At 59.4% G+C, this 18193-nt stretch carries 15 protein-coding genes; 8 read left to right on the forward strand and 7 right to left on the reverse strand.

Annotated features, from left to right (window positions below):
• The 4 genes from ACIQJ2_RS34785 to ACIQJ2_RS34800 all read left to right on the forward strand — a co-directional run.
• Nucleotides 1–1587, forward strand: a 1587-nt coding sequence (locus ACIQJ2_RS34785) for an MBG domain-containing protein (protein ID WP_400746718.1), incomplete at its 5' end; no start/stop codon positions are given.
• Nucleotides 1588–1823: 236 nt separating this feature from the next.
• Nucleotides 1824–2375 (forward strand): invasion associated locus B family protein, encoded by a 552-nt coding sequence (locus ACIQJ2_RS34790; protein WP_400675931.1) that lies wholly within the window; start codon nucleotides 1824–1826, stop codon nucleotides 2373–2375.
• 10 nt (nucleotides 2376–2385) lie between these two features.
• Complete coding sequence (locus tag ACIQJ2_RS34795) at nucleotides 2386–2898, forward strand: invasion associated locus B family protein (protein WP_400675929.1); 513 nt, start codon at nucleotides 2386–2388, stop codon at nucleotides 2896–2898.
• Nucleotides 2895–3404 carry an invasion associated locus B family protein gene (locus tag ACIQJ2_RS34800; protein WP_199148552.1) on the forward strand — a complete coding sequence of 170 codons (510 nt, stop codon included), beginning with the start codon at nucleotides 2895–2897 and terminating at the stop codon, nucleotides 3402–3404. Before ACIQJ2_RS34795 ends, ACIQJ2_RS34800 begins: the two co-directional genes overlap by 4 nt.
• A gap of 673 nt (nucleotides 3405–4077) precedes the next feature.
• Here the strand turns inward: ACIQJ2_RS34800 and rpsU are convergent.
• The 7 genes from rpsU to ACIQJ2_RS34835 all read right to left on the reverse strand — a co-directional run bounded on the left by rpsU (nucleotide 4078) and on the right by ACIQJ2_RS34835 (nucleotide 12555).
• Nucleotides 4078–4317, reverse strand: a complete 240-nt coding sequence (gene rpsU, locus ACIQJ2_RS34805) for a 30S ribosomal protein S21 (RefSeq protein WP_077467344.1) — start codon at nucleotides 4315–4317, stop codon at nucleotides 4078–4080.
• Nucleotides 4318–4907: 590 nt separating this feature from the next.
• A complete protein-coding gene (gene eis / locus ACIQJ2_RS34810; protein WP_400675927.1) occupies nucleotides 4908–6137 on the reverse strand; it encodes an enhanced intracellular survival protein Eis in 1230 nt (409 codons plus the stop codon).
• A 117-nt stretch (nucleotides 6138–6254) separates the two neighbouring features.
• On the reverse strand, nucleotides 6255–7388 hold the full coding sequence (locus tag ACIQJ2_RS34815; RefSeq protein ID WP_400675925.1) for an LLM class flavin-dependent oxidoreductase: 1134 nt from the start codon (nucleotides 7386–7388) through the stop codon (nucleotides 6255–6257).
• A gap of 70 nt (nucleotides 7389–7458) precedes the next feature.
• Nucleotides 7459–9108: a dipeptide ABC transporter ATP-binding protein gene (locus ACIQJ2_RS34820; protein WP_400675923.1), complete on the reverse strand. Its 1650-nt coding sequence runs from the start codon at nucleotides 9106–9108 to the stop codon at nucleotides 7459–7461.
• Nucleotides 9105–9941, reverse strand: a complete 837-nt coding sequence (locus ACIQJ2_RS34825) for an ABC transporter permease (RefSeq protein WP_400675921.1) — start codon at nucleotides 9939–9941, stop codon at nucleotides 9105–9107. Before ACIQJ2_RS34825 ends, ACIQJ2_RS34820 begins: the two co-directional genes overlap by 4 nt.
• Nucleotides 9941–10960: an ABC transporter permease gene (locus ACIQJ2_RS34830; protein WP_400675919.1), complete on the reverse strand. Its 1020-nt coding sequence runs from the start codon at nucleotides 10958–10960 to the stop codon at nucleotides 9941–9943. Before ACIQJ2_RS34830 ends, ACIQJ2_RS34825 begins: the two co-directional genes overlap by 1 nt.
• A 5-nt stretch (nucleotides 10961–10965) precedes the next feature.
• Nucleotides 10966–12555 (reverse strand): ABC transporter substrate-binding protein, encoded by a 1590-nt coding sequence (locus tag ACIQJ2_RS34835; protein WP_400675917.1) that lies wholly within the window; start codon nucleotides 12553–12555, stop codon nucleotides 10966–10968.
• 313 nt (nucleotides 12556–12868) lie between these two features.
• Here ACIQJ2_RS34835 and ACIQJ2_RS34840 point away from each other — a divergent pair, with 313 nt between their 5' ends.
• The 4 genes from ACIQJ2_RS34840 to ACIQJ2_RS34855 are packed head-to-tail and all read left to right on the forward strand — an operon-like array spanning nucleotide 12869 to nucleotide 18165.
• Nucleotides 12869–14623: an ABC transporter substrate-binding protein gene (locus tag ACIQJ2_RS34840; RefSeq protein WP_400675915.1), complete on the forward strand. Its 1755-nt coding sequence runs from the start codon at nucleotides 12869–12871 to the stop codon at nucleotides 14621–14623.
• A 4-nt stretch (nucleotides 14624–14627) separates the two neighbouring features.
• On the forward strand, nucleotides 14628–16241 hold the full coding sequence (locus ACIQJ2_RS34845) for a dipeptide ABC transporter ATP-binding protein (RefSeq protein WP_400675913.1): 1614 nt from the start codon (nucleotides 14628–14630) through the stop codon (nucleotides 16239–16241).
• Complete coding sequence (locus tag ACIQJ2_RS34850; RefSeq protein WP_400675911.1) at nucleotides 16231–17163, forward strand: ABC transporter permease; 933 nt, start codon at nucleotides 16231–16233, stop codon at nucleotides 17161–17163. Before ACIQJ2_RS34845 ends, ACIQJ2_RS34850 begins: the two co-directional genes overlap by 11 nt.
• Before the next feature lie 3 nt (nucleotides 17164–17166).
• Nucleotides 17167–18165, forward strand: a complete 999-nt coding sequence (locus ACIQJ2_RS34855; RefSeq protein WP_400675909.1) for an ABC transporter permease — start codon at nucleotides 17167–17169, stop codon at nucleotides 18163–18165.
• The last annotated feature ends 28 nt before the right edge of the window (nucleotides 18166–18193 follow it).

An 18193-nucleotide genomic window follows, 5' to 3' on the forward strand; every position in this document is an offset into this window, starting at 1 on the left:
GGCGATGCCAATCCGGCGCTGAGCTATACGGTGGGCGGCTTGGGTCTCGTCAATGGCGATATGCTTTCCGGATCGCTAGTGATCACGGCAGGGCAATATTCGAATGTCGGCACCTATGCTATCTCGCAGGGATCGCTGGCGAACGCAAATTATGCGATCACCTATGACGGGGCAGACCTGACAATCAACAAGCGCGCGATCACGGTTGCCGCCAATAATCAGAGCCGGATCTATGGCGACGCCAATCCAGCGCTGAGCTTCACGGTCGGCGGGGCAGGGCTCGTCAACAATGATACGCTGTCGGGTCTGTTGGCGACATCGGCTACCGACACCTCGAATGCCGGCACATATGCCATCTCGCAGGGGACGCTGGCCGCCACCGGCAATTACGATCTGAGCTTCACCGGTGCAGATCTGACGGTCAGCAAGCGGGCGATCACGGTTGCCGCTAACAATCAAAGCCGCATCTATGGCGATGCCAATCCGACGCTGAGCTATACTGTCGGCGGCGCCGGGCTCGTTAACAATGACAGCCTCACCGGCGGTCTGGCCACGGCGGCGAATGCTACCGCCGACATCGGCACTTATGCCATTTCGCAGGGGACGCTAGCTGCCACCGGCAATTACGACCTGAGCTTCACCGGTGCAGATCTGACGGTCAGTAAGCGGGCGATCACGGTTGCCGCTAACAATCAAAGCCGCATCTATGGCGATGCCAATCCGACGCTGAGCTATACTGTCGGCGGCGCCGGGCTTGTCAACAATGACCGCCTTACCGGTGGTCTGACGACCTTGGCGACGGCTGCCTCCGGTGTCGGCACGAATGCCATCTTGCAGGGGTCACTTGCCGCGTCCGGCAACTATGACCTGACGTTCGTCGGTGGCAATCTTCGGATTACCCCACGCGCGCTTACCGTTGCCGCCAATCATGCGAGCCGCATCTATGGTGATGCGAACCCGGTCTTCAGCTACGCCGTCTCTGGCCTTATCAATGGCGACACGTTGACGGGAAGTCTCGCGAGCTCCGCGACGACAAGCTCCGGCATCGGTACGTACACGATCGGTCTCGGCACGCTCGGGAATGGCAACTATGCGATCAGCTACAGCGGCAACAGTCTCACGGTGACGCCGCGTGGTATCGCGGTGACTGCGAACAATGCCAGCCGGTTCAGTGGTGTTGCCAATCCGACCTTCACCTACACGGTCGGCGATGCCGGCCTCGTCAATGGCGACCGACTTTCGGGAGCTTTGGCAACCTCTGCGGATCAATATTCCGGACCCGGTCGCTATGCCATCGGCCAGGGTTCACTTGCCGCCTCGGACAACTACCGTCTCAGCTTCGTCGGTGGCGTTCTGACGGTAATCACCACGAGCCCGACCATGGAGCTGGCAAGCGTCAACACGCCGCGCTCCTTCGCTCCCGACATGCTGCCGTTACCGCCGGTTGGGGAGCAGGGCAGGACACCGACCTTCGAAAGCGATGGGACCGGAAAAGGTCCGCAGACCTATCTCGCCGATCCGCGCTTCGACGGCATGGTCCTTTGCTTCGATAATGGAGCTGCTTGTGTGGCACGACTGCCTCAATGAGACGTGCCTGCGGGCATAAGCTCGAACGTCGGATCCGCGTTTTGCCGGGAGCGTCGCCTGCTTTGGGGATGGGTGAGCTGCGTCGTTCAGCCGGCCAGGTCATAGCCATAGGACGACGGTGTTTCTTTGTTTTGTTCTTTTGCAACGTCAAGTCCGTGGCAGCCATGTTTAGAGAATCAGCGGTGGGTGTGCTCAGCAAATCCATCCAATCCGCATTTGAGAAAGGAATCTACAGCATGACAATTATCGACAGCCTTCAACGACAGGCGCGAGCCGTTGCCGGACCGGCTACTCTTGTCGGCCTTGTGCTTGGCGCTGCCTCAGCCTCGGCGGCGCCTTTACCTGGCGGTGCCGGTTCGCTCGTCGAAACCTATCAGGACTGGATTGTCGCCTGCCAGGCCCAGAACAATACGACGCAGTGTGCGATGCGGCAGGTCCAGAGCAACAAGGATACTGGCCAGAACGTTTTGACGATCGAAGTCGCCAATACTGCCGATGGCAAATTGCAGGCTGCGCTGCTGATGCCGTTTGGGCTGGCGCTTGCTCAAGGTGTGGCTGTACGGATCGACGATGCTCCCGCAGGCAGCCCAGCCGCATTCTCGACCTGCATTCCGCAGGGTTGCCTTGCATCGATCAGCTTCGATGCCGGGCAGGTGGCAAAACTCAAGACCGGAACCAACCTTAATCTGAGCGCGACGGCACTCGCACCGCCGCAGCCGGTCGCACTCAAGGTCTCGCTAAAAGGCTTTTCCGCAGCACTTGCCCGCGTTGGCGAGCTGACCAAATGAGAGAACTTAGATGGCCGCCGATACCACGCGACTAGCTCCTCGCTCACCCTCCTTGCGGGAGGTACATGGTGAGTGGACCGTCTTTGCCCCGCTCGATACGACGGACCTGCGCCACGAAGCGCTCTGCACAATCTCGCAGGTGCAACTTGACGAGGAAACACGTAAACGCCTGCTGGTGATCGAACTGCGCCCGAGGAAGGGGCGTGTGACAGGTTCGCTCCTGCTCCCGTCGGGTTTGATGCACGAGCCCGGCGTTGTGCTCCAATTCGAGGAGAGTGAACCCGCTCTTATCAGGCAATTCCAGACAGAGTCGCCCAACGGCGCCCTCATCGATCTGGTTTTTGACGAGGCTCTGACCGTGCTGTTGATGTCCAGTCGTCGCTTGCATGTGATGGCGACAGCCGAGACCGGCGAGGAAGTCAATTTCTCCATTTCGCTTAATGGTTTTGCCAGTGCACTTGCGCGCGCACGTCATCACCAAGATTGCTTGCATTCCACCAAGAAGGACAGATTTCTACCATGAACGACCAGCTTGTTTCCAATCCAGTTGCCGCAAACCCAACAGTCCGTCTGCCCGGCGGTGCGGATGCCGTGCGTGAGATCCACGGCGACTGGCTGCTCATCGGCTCCGTTCAGCCGGGCGAAGCCAGGCCTCAAAAAACCTGCGTCATCGCCCAGGAGCAGATCCACAACGACACCCGCCAAAGGCTTCTCTTGATCGAGCTGCGGCCCGAGGCGGGTCGAATCAAGGGTACGCTCATTCTTCCATTCGGTCTGCTGTTCCAGAAGGGCGTCGTCCTGCAGGTCGATGAGCACAATCCGGCACCTGCCGTGCCGTTCCGTACGGCGCTGCCGCTCGGTTGTGTTGTCGAGATCGAGATCGACGCCTTGCGGCTCGCTCTGCTCAAATCCGGCAAGATATTGCATGTCCATGCGATCGTCGCCGACAATGACAATCCGGTTTCGTTCGGCATTTCGCTCAACGGGTTTTCGACTGCGCTTGCTCGTGCCGAGGCGGTCCTGCGTTAGGATCTATCGGTCTGATGGCGATTGGTGCCCTGACGGCCAGCTCTTCCACTCAAACCAAGGCGGTGGGGATGCTGTAGGCCCCGCTTTATCTCACCTGCTTCACGAATGTCGGTAGAGCGAGGTCTGCCGCTGGCAAAGTTGTCGTCGCGGGAAAGGGGAGTGCCGACTCATGGGAGCCAGTCGGGGCAACGGCGCGTTAAGTGGCGCTGAAATGAACGATCGGCTCGGGAAACACGCCTAGCTTCGAGAGGGCGTCGCCTCTGCGGACGCCTTCGAAGCCTCTAGCCCTTAAACCTCACCCGCACTTGGGGGCGTCTTAAGGGACCCGGCAGAGTCGTTCGCTGTCGTGGCGAGCGACCCCGTTCGACGAGGCCGTGAGGACGGCGACTCTATCGTTGGAAGCCAGGAGCATCGCTAGCGGTCAAACTCTTGATTCCATCAGGACGTGGCAGGCGGCTGTCTGCCCGCGGTCGCATATCGAGATGCTCCCTTTGGGTCGCAGCGCCCCGCTTACCGTCGCTCTCGCGGCGGTATTCCTAGGAGAAATCAAAGGACAATGAACAGAAAGCTCCCAGAATGGGCGATGAAACCCGGGAGCTCGAGCTGCTAAAGGGATATCCTGCACGCTGGAAGGTCATGTCGGCGGCAGACGACAGTCTACCGCCAGACGTAACTAGCGACCTGACGTTCTCGCCTTTTTGGGAGCCGAAATGCCGCTTTCCCGCTCAAGCTTCTTACGAGCGAGTTTACGGACACGTCTGATGCCCTCGGCCTTTTCGCGAGCGCGCTTTTCGGACGGCTTTTCAAAACGCTCCCGAAGACGGGCTTCCCGAAAGACGCCTTCGCGTTGCAGTTTCTTCTTTAGAAAACGGAGCGCTTGCTCAACATTGTTATCACGTACCAGAACTTGCATTCTAAACTCCAAAGATCACTGCCGACGTTCATTAGAGCTATGTGCATAGATGATCAAGGTGTAGATCGCCATTTCTAGGTTTCTCTTTCGCCGCCGGCTTCCCGCGATCGATCGCGAGTGGGGCGAAGGACAAGCCCTGCCGACTTTTGGGGGAAATGGTTCCCACCTTGTCAGCTACCGGAAGTGACACGATCGGCCTCTCGGAGCGACGCCGCCCGCTGTTTCGTCTCGCAGGGCAGTGCACGGCAGGCAATTTCCAAGGAGACGATGTCGCTCGCCGTCAGAAAGCTGAGGCAGGCCGATATCCGTTGCAACATATCCGGCAACGGCGAGCGCCCGCCGGGCTGCCAGCTCGGCGAGATCTATCTGGTCTTCGATCCAGCCCCGGGGTGTCCCAGGTAGGTGTCGCTATCTGTCGAAAGCAATCCCGCTTTTGGCAAGGCATGTCCGGAGTCAAGGATCGGCATTCCTTGAAGCTTGGAGGGCATCCACTCCTTGGTGGCAGCAATCAGATTTCGGTGCTGCACCCGATCTGTGCCTTCAAGAATGCCTGATATTGGGGTCTTCCAATGGATGCTGGAGAATTAGGTCTAGAACGAAATCCCCGCATGAGGTTTCCAGCCAGGCGCGGTGAAAGCCTCATCAAGCATGTCAATGGCCTGGCGATCGGCCTCGATCCGTCCTGCCGCGGCCAGTGAAGTTGCTGATTGCGTGCCGAAGACAAGTGCCGTGAGCGTTTGTAGTGACAGGTCCAGCGCCGGCGTTTCATGGCTGCGAACCGCGCCATTGCCCGACAGGGACCATACCCCGGTGTTTTCAGGCAGGATCGGATCGGTAATCCGGAAGACAGCACGGGCATTACGTCCGAAGCTTCGGCCATTGAGGAATTTTTCCAGGTCCAATGGTCTGATCCAGCTCTCATCGCGAAGGTCCGAGATCTGGACTGCCCGCGGATTGTCGACGAGAAGCTGCAGCGGGTCGTCGATCGGGCATGAGGGCAGAATGACTTTGTGCAGGATATCCTGTGATAGGAGATGCCCCATCAGACCCCTCCAGGCGTCGTCGTCATGCGCAACCAGATCATCGACAACCACAGTTCGTTGCGTTGAAGTAAACCAGTTTTCTGACGGTTGAACATGGAACCTCAGATAGCCGCGCTCCGCGCCTGCGGATCCGATGACGACGGCATGATGTGGTGTCGATCCCTGGGTGGTGCGAAATTTCTGGATTTCCCACCAGGCGTCCCAGCGAAGAAGAGTGGCAGCACGCGGTGTCGGGCAGGAATTTGCGATCCTCTTGAAGAGGTCGAAGCTCTCCAGAGCATCGACTTGCCTCACATCGTCCCGGTGCCCGGGCTTCAGCCGCCCTCCGTTGGCGAGATCGACCTCCTGGCGGGCGGACCAGGATGCGATTCCATACCCATATCGGCCGTATATCCTCGCATCCGACGCACGAAGGCCCGCAGTTACAAATCCATTCGCGCGCGCCTGGCGAAGCTGCTCGGTCAGAAGCCTCCTCGCGATCCCGCGCCTCGCATGTGTGGGCGATACGCCGACATGGGTTACGGCCAGGTGACTGACCCAATTGCCGCCCGGCAGAGTGATAGAGGATTGGTATCCGTTCACGACTCCTTGCAGTTCGCCATCGATAAATCCTCCAATCGGGAAACCGCTCTCAAGATAGCTTGCTTCCGCTCCGGCGCTCGCACGGCCGATATCGCCGATACCAAGCATGGACTGTCGGAACTTGGCGAAGGCGTCCCGGCGCCCTTCGCTATGGGCAAGCGATCGAACCTCGAAGTTGGGGAGTTGGTCAGTCATTTTGGACCTTCAAAAAAATAAATTCCGAGAAACGTGGACAATGATGGGCAGGCATCCTCCGATCCCATGAGCCCCGCAATGCGAGCCGCAACGGAACCCGGCTTGCCCCATCCGCAGCTATAGTGGCGCAAGGCGACCGCGCGATTGCAGAAGACCGGCGGCCCCTTCGCCGAAATGCCATGCTTCCTCGAGATGGGGCTGCCCCGAGAGGATAAAGTGATCGAAGCCCACTTCGTGATAGGTTTCGATAAGGTCCGCGACCTGCTCGTGGCTCCCGACCAGAGCGGTGCCGCCGCCGCCGCGAACGAGACCGAAGCCGGACCATACGCCTGGGTGGATCTGGAGTTCGCGTGCAGATTTCGGCAAGACACCGCGATCGGCATTCAGTGCGGACATGTGGCTCTGCCCGACCGATTCCGACTTGGAAGCAAGATCCCGCGCTTTCGCGACCTGCGCGGGAGAAATCCAGGACAAAAGCTTGTCGGCAACTGCCCAGGCCTCGCTCTCCGTGTCCCGCGAGATCACGTGCAAGCGGATGCCGAACCTCAAGTCACGGTTTTTGGCGGCAGCCCGAGCTTTCAGTTTTGCGATGTTGTCGGCCTCCAGGGCCGGCTGCCGCCCCCAGACGAGGTAGACGTCGGCGTGGGATGTCGCGACCTCGGTTGCCGCGCTGCTGGCTCCGCCGAAGAAGATTTCAGGCAACCCGAATGGAGCCGCGTTGATGCGTGCGTCCCGGATGTCATAATGCTTGCCCTTGAAGGAGAATGGCTCGTGCCGGCTTTCGTCGGTGACTCCTCGAAGAACCCGGATGAATTCCGCCGTCCGTTCGTACCGCGCATCGTGGTCGAGATGGTCGCCAAAGCGGGCTTGTTCGAAGCGATCGCCACCGGTGACCACGTTCAGGAGCAGTCGACCATCAGTCACCCGCTGAAACGTCGCAGCCTGATGTGCGACGAGCGTCGGTGAAATCAGGCCAGGACGAAAGGCGACGAGGAACTTCAGTCGCGTCGTCTCCCGGGAGAGCGCCGCGGTCGCGATCCACGCATCTTCGCACCATGTTCCGGTCGGCGTCAGCACCGCGTGGAATGGCTGAGCTTCTGCCGCGCGGGCAACCTCGCCGAGATAGGAAAGGGTAGGTGGCCTGAAGCCTCCGGCGAAGCCGATAACGTGGCTATCATTTCCAGAACCCGTTAAGCCGCGACTGTCGCCGTTGGTGGGAAGGTACCAGTGAAGTTTGATGCGGCCGCTCACGGCTGTACCTCCGCATGGGCGCAGGTGTGCGATTGAAAAGTGATCGGCGAAGTCGCCAAGTCGTTGCTGGTCATGCGAAATCTCGTTGTGCGAAGGATTCTGGTGGCGGTTCGGTCGCGTGTATCCCAGGGACGGACGCGATCAATTTGCGAGCGTACATGGATTTTGGGTTGCGGATGATTTGCGCCGCCGGTGCGACTTCAACGATTTTGCCGCCTTGCATTACGGCTATGGTATCGGAAATCGAGGCAGCGACGCGCAGGTCATGCGTGATGAAAAGCACGGAGAGGCCGAGATCGCGCTGCAACTCGGACAAAAGCTCCAGGACCTGAGCCTGAATCGAGACATCCAGTGCCGACACGGGCTCGTCGGCCACCAGCAGCCTCGGCTGAGACATGAGGGCTCGTGCCATGGCGATGCGTTGGCGCTGTCCGCCCGAGAAAGCATGCGGCTTGCGTTCGGCTGCATTGGGATCGATGCCGACCCGGCGAAGCAGTTCCACCATCCGGGCCTCGGCAGCATGCCTGTTGAGGCCGCAATTGATCACTGCCTCGGTAAGGATGCGGCGAATGCTGTGACGCGGATTGAGAGACGACTGCGGGTCCTGAAACACCATCTGGACCAAAGGTCGCCGCTCGCGGGTGAACAGATCACCGGCGCGAGAGATTTCCTCGCTGATGAGCTCGAGCCGCCCTTCGTCCCGCTCGAGGAGGCCGGTTATGATCTGTCCGAGCGTCGACTTGCCGGAGCCGCTTTCCCCGACGAGCGCGAGGGTTTCCCCTTGTCTCAGCACGAGGTCGACACCATCGAGCGCGGGAACCGCCTCGCGCGCACTCCTTAAAAATCGGCGCGGCGTCTCATGCCGTTTGCGGATACCGCTGAGTTCCAGGATGATAGGCGCTTCGACCGGACGTCGATGCGGCGCCGGCGAAAGGTCTGGCACCGCCGCGAGCAGTCTGCGCGTATACGGGTGTTTCGGCGCCGCAAGCAGCTCCGCCGCAGTTCCGGCCTCTACGATCTCACCGTTCTGCATGACGATGATGCGGTCTGCGATATCGCGGACCACGCCAAAATCATGGGTGATGAAGAGTAGACCGAGATCGCGCTCGGCCCGCAGCTCAAGGAATAACTTCAGGATCTCGGACTGTGTTGTGACGTCCAGAGCCGTTGTCGGCTCGTCGGCGATCAGAAGCTCGGGCTTGCAGGCGATCGCCATCGCAATGGCCACTCTTTGCCGTTGTCCGCCAGACAGCTCATGCGGATATCTCTGGCCGATCCTCTCGTGGTTCGGTAGATGCATGGATGCAAACAGCGACGAAATCTCTTCTGCCGATCCCGCATATCCATGGGCCTGCAACGTTTCCCGCACCTGTCTTCCTACCGTGAGCAGCGGATTGAGCGCCGTCATGGGCTCCTGGAACACATATCCAATTCGGGCGCCTCGCAGCCGTCGTAGCTGAAGTTCGTTCAATGCAAGCACATTCTCGCCATCGAAGGTCAGCGAACCATTCACGACTCTCAACGCATCGCTCGGGAGAAGACCAGCGATCGCCGAAGCAAGCACTGACTTTCCAGAGCCACTTTCGCCGACGATGCAAACCACCTCGCCACGTTCGATCGCAAGCGTTGCATTGGAGACGGCCAACGGCCGGTCTGCGCCCTTTGGAAGGGCGATATCCAGGTTTTTGATGGACACCAATGAAGGTGAGCCCGGCATCATGGTCGCCCCCTTCCGCTGCGTTTCGGATCAAGCCATCGTTCGAGCCCGTCTCCGACAAGGTTGAAAGCGAGCACGGTCAGGAAGATCGCAAGGCCCGGCAGAGTGGATAACCACCAGTTCACCCTGAATGAGGTCCGACCGGACCCAAGCAGGAAACCCCAGGAGACCGACTCGCGGTTGCCAAGCCCAAGGAAACTGATGCCGGATTCAATCATCACCGCACCTGCAATCAGCAAGGTTGCTTGGACCACCACCTGTGGTAGCACGTTTGGTAAAACGTGATAGAGGGCGATCCGCAGATGTGAAAGTCCACTGACCCTTGCTGCCCGGACCCAGTCAAGCCGGCGGATGGATAAGACCTCGGCACGAACGATGCGGACGATCGGTGGCCATGAAATCAGGGCGATGGCGAAAACGACCGTCCAACGCGTCGGAGAAAGGATTGCGACGATCATGATCGTCAGCAGGAATCCGGGGATCGTCTGAAAAAACTCGGTAAGACGAATGATCGTCTCATCGACAAGCTTGCCGAAATATCCGGCCAGCAGCCCCAAGGCGGCCCCGAACGTGACCGCGAATGCGACGACGCTGATCGCCACCGCGAGCGTTGCGCGGCTGCCATGGACAAGTCCCGCGGCAAGATCCCGCCCCAGCATATCGGTTCCCGCGGGGAAGCCCGCAGAGAAGGGCGGCAAATTTGGCCGGGCAACCATCCGCCAAGGATCGCCGGGATAGAGCATATCGGCAAAAAGAACGACCACCATCAAAGCGGCGAGAATCAGAAAGCCGAAGAGCACGGGAAGCCTCAGCAGGGGATTGCTGTGCCGGAACATCACGCCGTTCCCTCTCTGTCGAGACGCGGATCGATGATCCGGTAGGCCACGTCGGCAACAAGGTTTGCGAGGATGACGCCACAGGAGGACACGATGAACACCGCCAGGAGAACATTATAGTCTCGGCTCGCCAACGCGTCGAAGGCAAGCCTTCCAATGCCCGGCCATGCGAACACCGTTTCGACGAGTATCGACCCTCCTATGAGCTGACCGGCCTGCAGGGCGGCAAGCGTGATGGTGGGGAGCAGCGCGTTTCGGAGCAAATGATCCCGCCAGATACGCCAGGGCGAAAGCCCCTTTGCGCGTGCCGTGCGGATGAAGTCCATGCCGGAAACCTGAAGGAGCGCGGTGCGGGCCACCCTTGCATGGACCGACATGTGGAACAGCCCGAGCGTCAGGACTGGCATGACCATGTGGGATAGGCGGTCGCGGAAGGCGGCCCAGCCACCTTTCACGGCGATGGAGGCGGTCTCGATGCCGTACGAGGGAAGCCAGCCGAGCTTGACGGCGAAAACGATGATGAAGACGAGGCCGACCCAGAACATCGGCATGGCAAAGAATGCGACCGTTATCGTGGTAATCAGGCCATCAATCGCCGATCCGGGCCTGCGTGAGGCGAGAGCACCAAGCGTGACGCCGAGCACAACGGAGAAGATGAAACCGCCTACCGTCAGAAGCAAGGTCGCCGGGACCTTCTCGAGGACGACATCGATGACCGGACGCTGGTCGCGATAGGAAAGACCAAAGTCCAATGTCGCAATGTGCTGAAGATACCGCCACAGCTGCAGATATACCGGACCATCCAGCCCGAGATGCCGACGCAGTTCTTCGACGAATGCAGGATCGCTTCCACCCTGGTCGCCAGCCAGTATCAGCGCCGGATCACCCGGTGCTAGGCGCAGCAGGACAAAGCTGAACACGACGACGCAAAGCAGCGTGAGAAAAGCCTTGATAAGTTGGAGCGCCGCACCGGACGCTGCCAATCCCGTCCGGCCCTTCAACGACATGATCTGTGCCATCGCCATTATTTCTTCAGCCAGACGGAGGCAAAGTTATCGTCGGTTCCAAGCGCCGTCGTGATGAGGTCCTCAACCTTGTCGCGGTAGAGCGTTGGAAAAACGATGTCGTGGGTCCATACCATCGGGACGTCCCGTGACAGGACTTGCTGGACTTTCGAGTAGATCTCCCGGCGCTTGGCGACATCGGGCTCGTGAGCACCCAGGTCAAGGAGGGCATCGATTTCCGGATTGGAGTAGCCGTTGACGTTGCCACCCGTGCTGCCGGCATTGTCACCCTTGACGGTCTTGTATGCGTAGGAAATGCCGATGCCCGGATCGGCGGTTGTGTAGACGAAGTTCTGGGCAAGATCGTAGTCGAAGGTGGTGAGCCGCTTGAACCATCCGGCGACGTCGACAGACTGAATTTCGACCTTTATACCAACCGCGGCCAGAGCCTCCCGGAGATACTCCGCCTGCCGCGACCAAATTTCGCCGTAGGGCAACGGAACGAGCTTCAGGGTGAATCTGGTTCCGTTGGCGTCAGCCTTGTATCCGGCCTCGTCGAGGAGAGCTGCAGCCCTTTGCGGGTCATAAGGATATACGGTCTCGACGCTTGCGTTCTTGTAGGCCGACAGGCGGGAGAAGGGACCATTGATCGGCTTGCCGTATCCGACGAAGATCGTGTTTATGATGAAATCCCGGTCGATCGCTTGCGTGATCGCCTGTCGGACTTTCTGATTTCCAAGGATGGGATTGCGGTTGTTGAGATGAACGTAACCGACAGGTTGCAGGAACTCCCAACCCTCCTCGCTCGTCTTCACCCCGTCGAGCGCCGACAGCCGCGGGATATCGAAGTTTTCCACGTCGCCGGACCGAAGAACATCAACCTGTCCGGTCTCGAAGGCGATCGCTCGGGAATTCGCATCCGGTACGATCTGGAAGTCGATTTCATCGAGAAATGGCTTGCCTGCATCCCAGTATTTGTCGTTTCGCACCAGACGAATGATGCTGCCCTTCTTCCACTCGGCGAACTTGAAAGGGCCGGTGCCGATGAACTCGCTGTTTGCCGGCGCGTTGCGATAGTCGGTGACGCCCACATATTTGTGTGCAGGGACGATCGCGACGTTGAGGGACCAGAGAAACGCCGGGTAAGGCGCTTTCAGGACGAAGACGACCGTAAGATCGTCCGGGGTTTCAATCCGGTCTATTTCTGCTCGAAGATCTTTCGAGCGCGCATGCTGGACCGGAAGGAAGTCGCCAAGGCTGAACGCGACGTCCTTTGATGTGAAGGGTTGACCGTCATGCCAGGTGACACCGGGTCGAAGCTTGAAGGTATAGGTCTTGCCATCAGCGGAGATATGCCATGCCAACGCAAGACGTGGTATCGGCTGAATATCCTTCGCGGAGTAGCCGAGCAGGGAATCGTAAATCTTGTCGCCGACGAAGGTCGCAGGCCCAAGTCTATTGATGCCTGGGTTCAGGGAAATCGGTTCGGGCTGGACGATCAGATTAAGCGTCCCGCCGCGCTCGGCGGCAAGGGCGACTGATGCAAGTGTTGACGCAAAGAGTGCTCCGGCAATCCCCAGCGCACATGATTTCCAAAATACCCTAGCCACGACAGATCCCTTATCTCTATAATTTTGATAGATATGCTATATAATGATGGCAAGGGCGCAGTAGTTCTGTTCTAATTTCAGTCCGCATAGTGAAAATCCTAACTCAAGATCCTGCTGGTTTCGCCGGCAGCGCCACCGGGTTTTGCCGATCGCTCAGAGGCGCCGAGATCGGTCTGGCGAAAATGAATTCCGTAAAAACTCGCAGATCAGGGCAGATATTTTTCGCGTCACTCGAAGTTTGGAAGTTTGGAGCGTTCTAGCCTCGGATTAAATCTATAAATCTTATAGATAATATCAACTAAGGCATTGCAAAATGAAACGTCGTTCTTACCGCTTGGCAGGTGGACTGCTCCTGGCGAACCTCGCAATCACCGCCGCGCTCGGATCTGAAGCCCTCGCAAGCGAACCGCAATTCGGCGGTACATTGCGTATCGCCTCGCTCCAGGATCTGGACGCATTCGATCCACTCACAGGCTACAGCACCGATTCCTGGGAAATCCTGCGTGCCGTCACCCGCCAGCTTGTCACCTATCCAGGCTCCTCTAAGGACATCAAGGACGACACGAAGCTCGTGCCAGATCTGGCGAAGTCGTGGGATGTGAGCGACGGCGGAAAGACCTACACGTTCCATCTGAAGGACGATATCTTCTTTTCTGGTCCGACGGATCGCAAGATTGTGGCTGGCGATTTCGTATACGACATCAAGCGCTTCTGCGACCCCAACAAGCAGGTCGCTGCAATCAACTACTTCAATCTCGCGATCTCCGGCTTCAAGGCCTATTGCCAGGAGTTTGGGAAGGTGCCGACGGGAGACTTGGCGGCATCGAAGGCATTCATCGACAGTCACGAGATCTCTGGCGTCAGCGCACCCGACGACAAGACGCTCATCATCAGGTCGGACAGCAAGAATTACGATTTTCTCAATATTCTCTCGATGAATTTCGTGTCGCCATTGCCGCCTGAAGTCGCATCGAAATACTTTCCGGACTCTGCCGAATTCCGCAGGAACTTCCCGTCAAGCGGCCCCTATTATGTCGACAGCTATCAGGACGGGCAGAAGCTGGTCCTGAAGAAAGCGAAGAACTTCAAGCCGGAAAGCGACGAAGCCCGAAAAGCCTATGTCGACGAAATCGTGGTCGACTTCACGGCCAATAGCGAAGACAGCATTGTCCAGAAGATCGAGGCGGGCGAGGCAGACCTCTCGCTCTATCTCGACGTTCCTCCGCGCAGCGCCATCAAGCGTTTCCAGACCCAGAAGGAAGCGCAACTGCATTCCTCCAACAGCGGCGCTGCAAACTTCATCACCTTCAACGCCCGTCCGCAGGCCCAGAGCGACGGGGCGAACGCTCTTCGCAAACCGGAGGTGCGCCAGGCGCTGACCTATGCGGTCAATCGCGCACATCTTGTCCAGGTCCAGGGCGGTCCAATTGCTGCCGTACCGCTGTCGCAGATCATCACCTCCACGATTCTCGGCTACGAACCGTTTGATCCGTATCCAGTCGAGGGTAACAAAGGCGACAAGGCAAAGGCGAAAGCGCTGCTTGCCAAGGCGGGCTATCCCAATGGCGTGAAGCTCGACGCAATCTACCGCACGACCGCCCAGTTCGAAGCGATTGCCGTCGCGGTCAAGGAAGACGTCGCCACTGCCGGGATCGAGCTCAACCTGATCCCGATCCCGCCGACACAATGGTATTCCTTCATCCAAGACGCAAAGAGCAGATGGGACATCTCGCTTGGCGGTCAGTTCGCTCCCGACTGGCAGGGCCCGAGCACGCGAATGCTGCTTGGCGGCTGGCTGAACTCGGATGCATCTCCCTGCGGAACGGGAAATGTGAACTCGATCTGCTACAGCAACGCCGAGCTCAACAAGCTTGCCGCTGAAGCCTTTCCATCGGACGACCCGGCGCCGATCTGGGCGAAGGCCGACAGGATCGTCTCCGCGGACCTGCCATGGATCCCGCTGTTTGAGAAGCGGAAGATTGCGATCACGTCCGATCGCATTACCCACTGGGCGTGGTCGTCGCTGGCCGTTCAGGCCGATATCACAAACATCGCCGTGAAGAACTGATCTGATGAGCGTCCTTTCCATTCGTGATTTAAGGGTTCGCTTCGGAGCCGTAGAGGCGGTGCGGGGCGTGTCGTTCGATGTCGAACCGGGAAGGACGCTCGCAATCGTGGGTGAATCCGGATCCGGCAAGAGTGCCAGCTTGCTTGGTGCCGCCGGTCTGCTGCCCCCCCATGCATCGATTGATGGCAGCGTGCTCTATCGAGGCGAGGAAATCCTCGGAGCCTCAACGACTGTCCTGCGCAGAATCCGGGGGGCGGAGATCGGCTTCGTTTTTCAGGATCCTTTGAGCAACCTGCATCCCTTGAAGACGGTCGCAGACCAGATAGGCGAAGCCGTATCTGCCCATCGCTCAATTGGCCGAAAGGAAAAGCGCGAGCGGATACTCGAGCTCCTGAGCGATGTCGAGATTTCCAATCCGGCAAAGAGGCTTGGGGACTATCCGCGTCACCTGTCTGGCGGTATGCGGCAACGCGTTATGATTGCCATGGCGATCGCGTCAAATCCCGGTCTTATCATTGCCGACGAGCCGACGACGGCCCTGGACGTGACGGTGCAGGCATCCATTCTCGAGCTGCTGCGGCGATTGCAGGAACGGCATCGGACCGCTCTCGTATTTGTCAGCCATGATCTCGCCGTGGTCTCCGACATTGCCGACGACGTCGCTGTGATGCGTGACGGCCTTGTGGTTGAACGGGCGGGGGCGGCGGCGATCTATTCCGCGCCCAAACATTCCTATACGCGCGAGCTGCTGGGAGCCGCGCGGCTTGCGGGCCCGCGAACCTATGCACAGCCGACTGCGATCGGCGCACGGGAGCCGCTGATCGAGGTCGCCGCGCTGGGTCGTTCCTTTGTCGCCCGCCAGACGGTCCTTGAGGATGTGTCGTTTTCGATAGGTAGGGCGGAGATCCTTGGCCTGGTCGGCGAATCAGGATCAGGCAAGTCGACCATCGGCCGCCTGATCGCTGGGCTTGATCGGCCCGACCATGGCACGATTTCCTTCTCGGGCGCGCAATATTCGAAGGCGGGAGGCCCGACGAAACTCGCCGGCGATTTGCGCCGAGAAATTCAGGTGGTCTTCCAGGACCCCTATGCAAGCCTCAATCCGCGACGATCCGTCGAGGCCCTTCTTGCCGATCCTTATGTGATCGCGGGCGAAGGGGACCGCACGAAGGTGAAGGATATGGTCCGGCAATTGCTGGCGGATGTCGAGCTTCAAGAGACTGTGCTTTCCCGTTTGCCCTCTCAGCTTTCCGGAGGTCAGCGGCAGCGCGTTGCGATCGCCAGAGCAATCGCGTTGAGGCCGTCGCTTATCGTCGCCGACGAGCCGGTCTCAGCGCTTGACGTCACGACACAGGTCAAGATCGTGCAACTGCTTCGCCGGCTCCGCGATCGCCTTGGTATCTCGATCCTGTTCATCTCCCACGACCTCGGCGTTGTCGGTGAACTGTGCGACCGCGTCATCGTGCTCGAGAAGGGGCGAATAGTCGAGGCCGGACCCACCAGGCGGATATTCGAGCGGGCCGAGCACGACTACACGAAGCGTCTTCTCGCTTCGATGCCCGGTGGCAAGCGGCCGGTTGAGCGTGTCACTTCGAAGGCGGCCTCTTATGTCGGTTGATCTCCTTGGCGAAAGGTCGGTTCGCCGCCCGGCGCCCCGGTTCCTGGGCCTCCTGTGGCGTGAGCGCAGCATCCGCTTTGGGCTTGCGATCGTCGGCCTGGTGCTGGCTGCCGCTTTGCTTGCGCCGCTTGCGGCCCTCCTGTTGCAGCATGGACCGACTGAGCAATTCCCGGACGTGGCGCTCGACGACATGGGCATTCCAATCCGGCCCTCGTTGTCATTCCCGTTGGGGGCGGATGGAAATGGGCGTGACGTCCTTGTTCGAACCCTTTACGGCGCTCAGATATCTCTGCTCGTCGGAATTCCAGCGACGACCGCCGCGATGATCATCGGCACATTGATAGGGATGGTCAGCGGTTTCATCGCGGGTCGCGTCGACCGCGTGATCAGTCAGGCGATCGACGTCGCCATGTCGTTCCCCTTCGTCGTCACCGCTCTCAGCCTGCTGTCGCTCAACAGAGGCGAGCAAGGGATGCCGTTGATCTCCCCGATCCTCGTCATCATCCTTGTGATAGCCCTGTTCTCCTGGACCTACTTCGCCCGCCTGACGCGTGGAATGGTACTGGAAATGCGATCTGGCCCGCTGGTCGAGTCGTCCTTGGTCATCGGTGCGTCGAACGCTCGCATCATTTTCGTCGACATCCTGCCGAACATCCTGCCGACGCTGCTCGTATATTGGGCGGTGCAACTTCCAGCCAATATCGTGGCCGAGGCGACACTCTCGTTTCTCGGCGTCGGAATCCAGGCACCGGTGCCGAGCTGGGGCAACATGATCGCCGAAGCCCAGCGGACTTCCCTCTACCAGGATCAGCCCTGGTTTCTGGCGGGGCCAGGCCTTGCCTTGTTTCTGACGGTGGTTGGCTTCAACACCTTGAGTTCGGGGTTGCGGCGCGTACTCGATCCGCATCAGAGGCGATCCTAAGTCATGACAAAGAACATCGTCTCAACCATCTTGCGGTCGGCCGCCACCCTCGTGATCGTGCTGGTGCTTTCATTCTTCATTACGAGGATCGCCTATCGGAACCCGGCGGCGATGCTCGCGCCGCGAAATGCGACACAGGAAACGATAGACGGCGTGGCGCGGGCGCTGCGTCTTAACGAACCCTGGTATCATCAGCTTTGGTACTATCTCTTCCGGGGGCCGGATATCCAGGGCGCCCCGATGGGGCTGCTGCATTGGCCGCCAGCCCTTGGCTACTCCTTCCGCAAGCAAGCGGCCGTCACCGACCTCATTCTTGCCAAGGCTCCCGTGACGATTTCGCTGGCGCTGGGCGCGATGGTCATCTGGATGACGATATCGATCGTCTTCGGTGTCGTGGCCGCACGCTGGCAGGGGCGGCTCGTCGATCATATCCTGGCGCTTTTCGCCTATATCGGCCTGTCGGTGCCAACCTTCCTGAGCGGCATCTTGATCTCCTATTTCCTCTTCTTCCAACTCACGAACCACGGGTTCGCCTGGTTCCCAAGCAGCGGATATGTTCCGCTCTTGGAGGATCCGCTTGAGTGGGCAAGACATCTCGTCTTGCCGTGGGCGACGCTGGCGATCGCCGAAATAGGTATCTTCCAGCGGATCGTCCGGGCCGGGATGCTGGACGTCCTTGGTCAGGACTATATCCGGACGGCCCGCGCCAAGGGGCTTCGCGAGAGCAAGATCTATCTGTCGCACGTGCTGCCGTCGGCGTTGAATCCAATCATCACCCTGGGTGGCCTTGAGCTCGCCGTCATCATGGGCGGTGCGATCGTCACGGAGACGATATTCGGGCTCGACGGCGTCGGACGCATGGCAATAACCGCCGCGTTGGATGGGGATTTTCCGCTTGTGATCGGAACGACCATCTTCGCCGCGTCGGTCTTCGTTGTCTGCACCCTGATCGTCGATCTCGTCGCCCACTGGCGCGACCCCAGCCAATCGCCATCCCGCTAAGAATTTTAAACAGCACTATCAAAATGGA

The sequence above is a fragment of the Rhizobium sp. NPDC092011 genome (assembly GCF_044756305.1).
Lineage (GTDB): Bacteria > Pseudomonadota > Alphaproteobacteria > Rhizobiales > Rhizobiaceae > Rhizobium.